We start from the raw sequence: 9,795 nt of genomic DNA on the forward strand, positions 1-9,795 counted from the left end.
TAAATGCTACTGGGCCGGTTTGTAGATCTGGTCGAATATACCACCATCGCCGAAATGATAAGGCTGTGCCTTCTTCCAGCCGCCAAAAAGCGGGTCGTCGATGGTGATCAGCTTGATCTCAGGCAGCTTGGCCAAGTCCTCCGCCGGCACCAACTCGGGCTTCGAAGGGCGATAATGGTTTTTGGCGATGAGCGTCTGGCCTTCCTTGGAATAGAGATAGCTCAGATAAGCTTCGGCAACTTTCCGCGTGCCTTTGGCGTCGACATTAGCGTCGACCACGGCGACCGGCGGCTCGGCCAGGATCGAGGTCGGCGGGTAGACGATGTCGAAATTGTCGGCGCCGAACTCGTCGAGCGCCAGATAGGCCTCGTTTTCCCAGGCGAGCAGCACGTCGCCCAGCCCTTTTTGCGCGAAGGTCACGGTTGCGCCGCGCGCACCGGTGTCGAGAACCGGGACATGCGCATAGAGATTGCCGACGAATTCCTTGGTCTTGGCCTCGTCGCCGCCATCCTTGGCGCTGGCGTAGGCCCAGGCGGCGAGATAGTTCCAGCGCGCACCACCGGAGGTCTTGGGATTCGGCGTGATCACCTGGACGTCGTCCTTGACCAGATCGCCCCAGTCATGGATGCCCTTGGGGTTTCCCTTGCGGACGAGAAAGATGATGGTCGAGGTGTAGGGCGCCGAATTGTTTTCGAATTTCGTCCGCCAGTCGGGATTGATCCTCTTCGCTTTCGAGACAATGGCGTTGATATCGCCTTCGAGCGCCAGCGTCACCACGTCGGCGTCGAGGCCGTCGATCACGGCGCGAGCCTGCGCGCCCGACCCGCCATGCGACTGCTGGACGGTGACCGTCTCGCCTGTCTCGGCCTTCCAGTGGGCGGTGAAGGCCTCGTCGAATTGCTTGTAGAGCTCACGCGTCGGATCATAGGACACGTTGAGAATGGTGGTGTCGGCAAACGCGAAACCGAGCGTGCCGAACTGGACAGACGTGGCGACCAGTGCGCCGAGCAGTTTCCTGAAATGAGGTTTGGTCATTTCCGCCTCCGTTGAACTCGCGCCAAATCTACCGAATTGATAGAATTTAGATGCATTCAATGTTGCCTTTTTTGGCCTATTGAAGCAATTTTTCGCCTAGTTTCGGCGATGCGAGAAACTATTTTCCCGCATGGACCATGATCGCGCTCCCGACGCAATTATCTAGAGACGGCTAGCTCTTCGGCAATGGCTGCGTCGCGCCCGAAGGTTTCGGCCGGCTATTCGGCGGTAACGGGAAAGTTGAAGCGCTCTTTTGGAAACGGCTCGTTCTCCAGCGTGAAGTGCCACCATTCGCGGGCGTAATTCTTGAAGCCGCGGGCACGCATCGCCTCGACAAGCCTTTTGCGGTTAGCCGCCGCTTCACTGGCTATCGGTCGGTGAGCCGTTTCGCTCGCTGGATCGAAACAGTCGAAACCCGTGCCGAAATCGAGCGTGTCGGCATCGGTCGCGCCGCAGGCCGGTTTCGGAGCGCTCTTGCGGTCGGCTCGCGCGATCGCGACATCGACCGTCGATCCGCGCGAATGGGTGGACAGTTCGCCGATATAGCCCTTGGGGATGAGATCCTTGCGCTTGACCTTTGGGTACCATTGCGGGTCCGGTGGTCCACTCGTTTTTGTCCAGTCACCCATGTCGGAGACAGCCCGCGCAGGGCGATAGCAGTCGAACACGACCAGCGTCAGCCCTTCGGCGGCAATCGCTTTCTGCACTGCCGAAAGCGCTTGCGCCGCTTGCCTGGTGAGGACGCATACCGGCGCATCGTAGCCGCTTACCTTGCGATGCAGGAAATTTTCGAGGCCGGCATAGCGGATATCCTGCCGGATATTGGGATCGATGTCGGCTAGCCGAACAAAGCTGGCGGGCAGCGCGTCAGCACACGCCGAGAAAGTACCGGCGGCCGAAAGCAAGACGTAAAACACAATCCCCTGAATCACCTGCCGGAAATTATTCAAGGGAAACTTTCACTCGACGAAAACCTTCACACTGGCCGCGCGTCCCGCCGCGTCGATCACGGTTAGGGTCGAATAGCCGGCGCCGTCCGGCTGCCAGGTCGCGGTGCGCCGCCGGTCGATGCCGACCAGCGGCTTGCCGTTGGCCAGCCAGCGGAATGGTGCGCGGCCGCCTTGCAGCTTGAGCACCAGCGGCGAGGGGTCGGCCGAGGAAGTGCCGAGATCGACGCGAGCGCCGTCGGGCGGAAAGATGATGGTTGGCGCAGGTTCGGTCGGCGTCGCCTGTACCAGCCCATCGGCGCCGGCGCCGAAGCGCGTCAGCGTCACCGGCAGCTCCTCGCGCTTCGGACGCCGGACGCCGGACGGCTGGCTCGGCAGCGGTACGGCGGCCAGGCTGGAACGGACAAAACCTTCGAACAGGATGGGCGCAGCCGAGACATAGCCGGACAGGCCGGGCACAGCGCCGGCGTCGGGGCGGCCGACCCAGACGCCGAGCACGTAGCGGCCGTCGAAGCCGACCGACCAGGCGTCGCGATAGCCGTAGGAGGTGCCGGTCTTGTAGGCGATGCCGCGTTGGGCGGCACCCTGGGGAGGCTTGACGCCTGACAGGATGTCGGTGATCTGCCAGGTCGCCTGCCCGTCGAGGATGGTGGTGGTCGAGCGTTCGGCATTCGCCGGCTCGGTGCCGTCATGCAGCGTGTGTGCCTTGCCGCCATTGGCAAGGCCGGCATAGAGTTGGACCAGGTCGCGCAGGGTCACCCCGACGCCGCCGAGGCCGATCGCCAGGCCGGGCGCTTCGTTGACGGGCAGGATAGGGGTCACATCGGCCTGGCGAAAGCGTGCCATCAGCCGGGCCGGGCCGACCGCGTCGAGCACGCGGATCGCCGGCACGTTGAGCGACAATTGCAGCGCCTGCCTGATGCTGACATCGCCCTGATAGCCCATGTCGAAGTTCTTCGGCCGATACCCGGAGAAATCGGCTGGGCTGTCCTCGATCAGCATCTCCTGCGCCACCAGGCCTTGTTCGAAGGCGAGGCCGTAGATGAACGGCTTCAGCGTCGAGCCAGGCGAGCGAACGACCTTGGTCATGTCGATCCAGCCCGAACGGCTGGCATCGAAGAAATCGGCAGAGCCGACCTCACCAAGAATATCGCCGGTACGGGCATCGGCCAGTACCATGGCCACCGAGAGGCGAGGGCCGAGCCTGGCGGCCGCATCCTTGGCCACCTGCTCCAGCCCTTCCTGGACACTCTTGCGGATGGTCAGTTGCAGCTTCTGGCCGGGAATGGCCTTGGACAGCATCGTATAGGCCGCATGGGCAGCGAGCGCCGGCAAGGTCCGCCGCAGCCCCGACACATCGTCGAGCGCGGCACGCGCGGCCTCACGTTCGCCGAGCAGGCCTGCCGAGACCATGCGGGTCAGCACGCGGTCGCGGGCGGCATGGGCGACGTCGAGGTTGCGGTCAGGGCGCCGCTTTTCCGGCAATTGCGGCAAAGCGACGAGCAGGGCCGCCTCCGAGACCGTCAGCCGTTTCGGCTCCTTGCCGAAATAGGCAAGCGAAGCGGCGCGCACACCTTCGAGATTGCCGCCATAGGGCGCCAGCGTCAGATAGCGTTCGAGGATCTCGCGCTTGGAAAGCCGCCGTTCGATCTGGAGGGCGCGCAGCATCTGCTTGATCTTCGAGCCGAGGCTGCGGCTGTCGCGCGGTTCGATCAGCCGGGCGAGTTGCATCGGCAGCGTCGAACCACCGGAGACGATATGGCCGCTGGTCGCGAACTGGCCGGCGGCACGCGCCAGAGCCAGCACGTCGACGCCTTGATGATCCCAGAAACGCTTGTCCTCATAGGTGACCAGCATGTCGACGAACTGCTTGTCGACCTGGTCCAGGCTGGTAGCGAGCCGCCAGTAGCCATCCGGCGTAGCGAAGGCGCGCAGCAGCTGGCCGTCTCGGTCCTGCACCTCGGTCGAGACCGCCAAAGCAGCCGGCAGCGGCGGCGGAAAAGCGCGGTCGAGCTGCCAGAGGGCGGCGGCGGTGATTGCAGCGAGACCGACCAAGGAAATGCCCGTGATGGCCGCTCGGCGCAGGAATTTTCTGGAGAGCATGGCGCCGCCCCTCATCCGCCTGCCGGCACCTTCTCCCCGTTTAGTGACGGGGAGAAGGGGGCTGTCGCGACCCTTGGCGCCTTTTCTGCGACGTTAAAGTTCGGCGAAAACTTCGGCGCATGGCTCTTTCTCCCCGTCTCTATACGGGGAGAAATGCCCGGCAGGGCAATGAGGGGCAGCGCCATCGCCATATTCCTATCCGCTATTTTTTGCCTTACGGCGCCTTGACCTCCATCATGCCGGTGGCGGTGCGAGCCGAATATTGCGGCCGGTACATGTCCTCGATCGTTGCCGCCGGGTGGGCGTAGGTGCCCGGCGTCACCGCGCGCACGAGGTAGGCGAGTGTGATGTTGCGGTCGCCATCGCCGTCGTTGGGATTGAAAGCCGCGACGAAACGGTCGTCGCGGAATTCGAGATGGGCGGCATCAGTCTGCGCCAGCCAGGAGAAGTTCGTCAATTGGGCGCTGGAGACCAGGCCCGGATTGTCGATCTCGAAGCCGGCCGGCAACAGGTCGGTGATCAGCAGTCGCGAAGGCCAGGTGTTCTGCTCGTAAACCTTGAGCACGACGACATAGCGTTCGTTCTGCTTGACCTCCGTCACGTTGGCCTCTGTGCCGTCTAGCTTGTAGTAGGTACGGCTGATGGTAAAGCCGTTGCCGCCGGCTGGCAGAGGCTGGATCGGCGAGGCCACGGTGGTGACGACCGCCTGCAGCGGATTTCTGCCGGTGTTGACGATGGTCAGCGGACTGTCGGCCAGGTCGCCACCGGCGATCTGGTCCGAATAGCCGCCGGCATGCGGTGCGCCGTTGACGGTCAGCGCGATCGAATCATTGCCGGCCTTCAGCGCGCGGGCGGCCAGCAGCATCCAGGACTCGTCCTGTGTGCTGGTCCACCTGGCGTCGGCGCGTTCCCTGGTCACCAGCTGGATCAGCGCCGGCACGATGGTCGGCACCGGCTTGCTTTCCGCGGCAAGCGCCAGGATCGCCGCGCCGTCGCGCAGTGGCGAGCCATAGTCGGACCGGTAATAGTCATATTCGGGCGTCGACTTGGCCAGTTGCAGCGCGGCCTGGAAGGTTGCCTCCGAGCGCTGGGTGTCACCGTAGAGCGCGAGAGACGCCGCCAGTTGGGCGACGGCCATCGGGCTGGTAAAGGCTTCGAGCTGGGTGTCGGCATAATAACGCAGATCGCCGACCGAGGCCTTTTTGTTGCGGGCAAGCACATAGAGCGCATAGGCGATCTCGCTGCCGCGATCCTGGACGTCCTGATCGTAGCCGATCGCGTTCTGCAGATTGCTCAGCGCCTGGTTCATCGCCAGGGCCGGTACGTCGTATTTCTGCTCGCGCGCCCGGGTGAGGAAATCGGTGACATAGGCGTCGAGCCACAGATCGCCGGAACCCGGACCCCACAGGCCGAAGCTGCCGGCCGATGCCTGGTAGCTCAGCACCTTGTAGATGGCGTCCTGGACGCGGCCATGCAGATCGGGGACGCTGGCCATGCCGATGCCGGAAGCCATCTCGTTGACGTAGAGAAGCGGCATGGCGCGGCTGGTGGTCTGTTCGGCGCAACCATAGGGATAGCGGTCGAGCGTCATCAGCAGCGACGGTACATCGAAGGCAGCCGCCTGCGAAACGCCGACGCTGACCGAAGCGCCATCGAGCAGGCTTGCCGCCAGCAGTTCCTTGTCGACGCGCAGCGCGCCGCCATTGCCCTTGAGGTCGACGACCATGCGGGTGGTCACCGGCAGTTGCGCTGGGCGCACCGGCACATAGAGCGTCTGCTCGACGGCGGTGCCGTCGGCATGCGCAAGCTTGATGGTGATCGAGGCGTTGCCCGCGGTCTGCGCAATCAACGGCACGGTCAGCGTCTGCCGCTTGCCTTTGGCCAGCGTCAGCTTTTCAGGCAAGGCGGCACTGCCGGTAGACAGGTCGCCCGTCGTGTCGATGGTCAGCTTGTAGTCGCCAGCGGGGCCGTCGGTGTCGGCGACGTCGAGCCGCATGACGGCGGAATCGCCGGGCGCCAGGAATCGCGGCAGGCCGGCGGTGATCACCACCGGATCGCGAACGATGACGTCGGACTGGGCATGGCCGACTGCTTCCTTTGTCCAGGCGACGGCCATGACGCGCACGGTGCCGTTGAACTGCGGTATGTCGAAGTCGATCCGCGCCTTGCCGTCGGAGTCGAGCTGGACCGGGCCGGAGAAGAAGGCGACCAGCTTTTCGGTCGGCGGACTGCCTTGCGATTGCATGTTGGCGCCGTCGCCGCCGGTGCGCAGCTTACCGGTTGTGCCCAGCGAGCCGTCGATCAGCCGGCCATAGATGTCGCGAACCTCGAGACCGAGCATACGCTGGCCGAAGAACCAGTTCTCCGGATCCGGAACCTTGTAGTTGGTCAGGTTGAGGATGCCGACGTCGACGGCCGCGACCATGACATAGGCGTTGGTGCCGGGCTGCACGCCGGCTACGGCCACCGGGATCGACAGCTGCTGGCGCGGCATGGTCTTGTCCGGCGGCGCCAAGCTGACGGCAAGCTTCCGCGCGCCGGGATCGAGCTTCAGCCATTTGACGCCGATGGCGCGCGCCGGCATGCGTGTCTCTTGCGCATCGCCCGGCCTGAAGAGCGTTGCCGTGACGTAGGCGCCGGCACCCCAGTCGTCGCCGACCGGGATGTCGACAGTGCTGCCGCCGGCCGGCACGCTGGCGGTGACGGTCTTCAGGAGCTTGTCGGCGCCGATGGTGACGAGCAGCTCGCCGGCAAAGTGCGACGACACTTTGAGCTTGGCCACTTCACCCGCCGCATAGGTATCCTTGTCGAGGGCGATCTCGAGGCCGTCGGGCGTTTCGGTGGTGGTGGAACTGACATACCAGCCGGCGTCGAACTCGTAGCTGGTGGCCGGGCCTTCCGGATCCGCTGTCTCGATCTCGAGCCGGTAGCGGCCCCAGTCGACCGGCAGCGACACCGTAGCCTCGCCATCGGCGCTCAGGTCGACCTGGCCGTTGGCCACCGCCTTGGTGAAGGTGACCGGCTCATAGTTCCAGGAGTTGCTCGAGCGGTACCACTGGTAGCTGCGCTCGACCTTGACCAGCGACCACTGTGCGCCCTTCAGCGCCTCACGCTTGCCGTCTGGGTCGACGGCGATCAGGCTGAACTTGGCCGTGCCGCCTTGCGGCACCTCGTCGTCGTCGAAATCCGGGCGGATGCCGATCATGTGGCCCTGCGGGCGGATGCCGATATTCAGCGAGCGCTCGACGGCACGGCCGCCGGTTTCACGCATCCTGACAGTGACCTTTGCATCGACCAGCTTGGTGGTGGATGGCAATTGATCGACGGAGACCGGGAAGATCGCCTTGCCGTCCTCGCTGACCACCGGCAGGCCGGTGAAGGGCGTCACCGTCGGTTCCGCCGACTGTTCGTCGGCCAGACCGAAGGAATAGCCTTTGAAGCGGTCCCAGTCACGGGCGGTCGACAGCGTCAATTCGCCTTCGAGCGCGAGGCCCGCGGCCGGCGCGCCGTAGAGAAAGCGGCCGTCGACGGTAATGTTGGCGGTCTCGCCCTGCGCGATCTCCTGCTTGTCGGAGGACAGGTCGAACTCGATGCGGTCCGGTACGAAGTCCTCGACCAGGAACATCTGGCTGGCGACCGCCGCCTGCTTGGGATCGGTATGGATCGCCACCGTCCAGGTGCCGCGCATGGCGTTGGGTTCCAGCGGCAGGTCGACCGCGTGACCACCGGCCGATGCGCCATCGCTGACGATGCGGCGGTCCTCGACCCCGTCGGGCCGCGAGAAGATGAAGGTCAGCGGCAGGTTCTCGACCGCCTTGGCGGCACTGTCGCGGGCAAGGGCCGCGACATGGACATCTTCGCCGGCGCGGTAGATGCCGCGCTCGGTCCAGGCATAGACGTCGAGCGCGCCAGGTGCCGGCCGTCCGGCGACGCCACGGTCGGACAGGTCGAAGCCGGCGCGGCCCATATCGAGGAAGACGAAATCGTGGTCGTCCTGTTTGGCCATCAGCACGGCCGGGGCCATGCCGCTGTCGCCGCGCGTCAGGCCGGGATTGAACACCGCCCGCCCTTGCGCGTCGGTGGTCGCGGTGCCGAGGATTTCATTGTTCCTGGCCAGCAGCGTCAGCTCGGCGCCGGCGATCGGCTTGGCGGTTGCGAGCGAACGGGCAAAGACGTTCAGCCCATCCTGTCCGGTATAGGTCGACAGGCCGATATCGGAGACGACGAACCATTGCGTGGCGTGCGAATCATAGTCGTCGCTGCGATCGTTGACGGCTTGTGCGGTCAGCACATAGACGCCGGGCTTGCGCTTCGGCAAAGCCTCGTCGATTGGGAAGGAGGTGGTGACTTCCTTGTTGAGGTCGTTGGCGATGTCGAGCTGGCCTTGCCAGACCGGCTCGCCCATCTGTTCGGAGATGTTCGAAATGTCGTAGCCGTCAAGCTGGCGCAGGAACTGATATCCCGACAGAAGCTGGGCCAGCGAGCGGTCGCCGATGCGGAAGAGCTTCATTTCGGCGGCATTCATGTTGACGGTAACGACCGGTATGCCGCGGCGTGCGCCTGCGGGCAGCACGAAGCTGTCGCCGGTGAAGCGGGCCGAAGGCGCGCGGTCCTGCACGTAGATCGACAGAACCACCGGTGCCGCGGTGACTTCGCCAATGGCGGCCGGCAAGCCGGCGCGGAAGGTCACGTCATAATGTTGGCCGTGCTCGAGTCCTTCGACGCAGATCTGCTTGTCCTTGGCTTCGACGCCCTTGGGAGCGGCGTTGTCGACAGTAACGAACTGCGAGTAGTCGACGCCGGTCTTGACCAGTTCCTCGGAGAACTGCGCGCAGATGCGTGGCGCGCTGGTGTCGGCATCGACGGTATGATCGATGACGCGGAAGCCCTTGCGGGCCTTGAGATCCTGATAGGCGGCCCTGACTGCCGGCGAATTGACGAGAGCGAGGCTCGCCTCGTAGGCCTGCAGGGCCGGCCTGTAGAGATCGCGGCGATCAAGGCCGTCCCCGAGCAGCGCCAGCACGTCGGCGCGCGTCTTGGTGGTGCGCAGCAATTTGTAGGCGTTGAAGGCGGCGGAAGTGGCGTTCGCGGGTAGGGTCGACGGCTCCGAGCTGTTGGCGGTCGGATGGACGGCAAGCGTTTCGCGCGCCAGCTCGAGCCAGAGCTGGCCATCATCAGGCAACACCGAAACCGCCGCTTCGTATTTGTGCATGGCCGAGCGATGATCGCCCGTCAGCGCCGACTGTTCGGCGGCGGCCCTCAGCGCCGTCAGCCCTTCTGTCGGCTTGGTGTAGGTCGGGCCAGTGAGCTTGTTGCGGTATTGCTGGGCCTGGTCGGCCATCCAGTTGGGGAAGAAGGCGAGTTCGGGTGGCGCGCCGATGTCGGGATCGCCATCGATGTTGACGATCTTGCCGGCGACGGCGCCGCCGAAGGGTTTCAACGAATTGTAATCGGATTTAAGGAAGCACCATTTGGCCTTGAGGTTGTAGGTGAAGGCGCGGCAGGCCGGGTCGCCGAGGCAGGTGGTCTTGCACTGGTCGAGGCTGACATTCTGGTCGGATCTGAGATCGAAACCGAAATAGTCGGAATTGTCCGATGTCACCACCCGCCGGGCTTCGGCCGCTTGCGCGACACCGCTCCAGGCAAAAAAGAGAAGGAAAAGAATCGATAGACCACGAGCCGCGCGCATTGCCATAAACCCCTCCAGACA

Annotated in this window: 4 protein-coding genes; all 4 read right to left on the reverse strand. The window is 64.5% G+C overall.

The genetic code is table 11. The annotated features are described in order from the left end of the window. Positions 1 to 6 precede the first annotated feature (6 nt). The 4 genes from X773_RS49690 to X773_RS49705 all read right to left on the reverse strand — a co-directional run bounded on the left by X773_RS49690 (position 7) and on the right by X773_RS49705 (position 9,780). Positions 7 to 1,035, reverse strand: coding sequence for a sulfate ABC transporter substrate-binding protein (locus X773_RS49690; RefSeq protein WP_023675840.1), 1,029 nt, complete (start codon positions 1,033 to 1,035; stop codon positions 7 to 9). 218 nt (positions 1,036 to 1,253) lie between these two features. Continuing rightward, positions 1,254 to 1,952, reverse strand: a complete 699-nt coding sequence (locus X773_RS49695; RefSeq protein WP_245274663.1) for a M15 family metallopeptidase — start codon at positions 1,950 to 1,952, stop codon at positions 1,254 to 1,256. Between the two features lie 42 nt (positions 1,953 to 1,994). Continuing rightward, positions 1,995 to 4,085, reverse strand: a complete 2,091-nt coding sequence (pbpC, locus tag X773_RS49700) for a penicillin-binding protein 1C (RefSeq protein WP_023675842.1) — start codon at positions 4,083 to 4,085, stop codon at positions 1,995 to 1,997. A 214-nt stretch (positions 4,086 to 4,299) separates the two neighbouring features. Next, positions 4,300 to 9,780: an alpha-2-macroglobulin family protein gene (locus tag X773_RS49705; RefSeq protein WP_023675843.1), complete on the reverse strand. Its 5,481-nt coding sequence runs from the start codon at positions 9,778 to 9,780 to the stop codon at positions 4,300 to 4,302. Between the last annotated feature and the right edge of the window lie 15 nt (positions 9,781 to 9,795).

This window comes from Mesorhizobium sp. LSJC280B00 (assembly GCF_000502835.1).
Classification (GTDB): domain Bacteria; phylum Pseudomonadota; class Alphaproteobacteria; order Rhizobiales; family Rhizobiaceae; genus Mesorhizobium.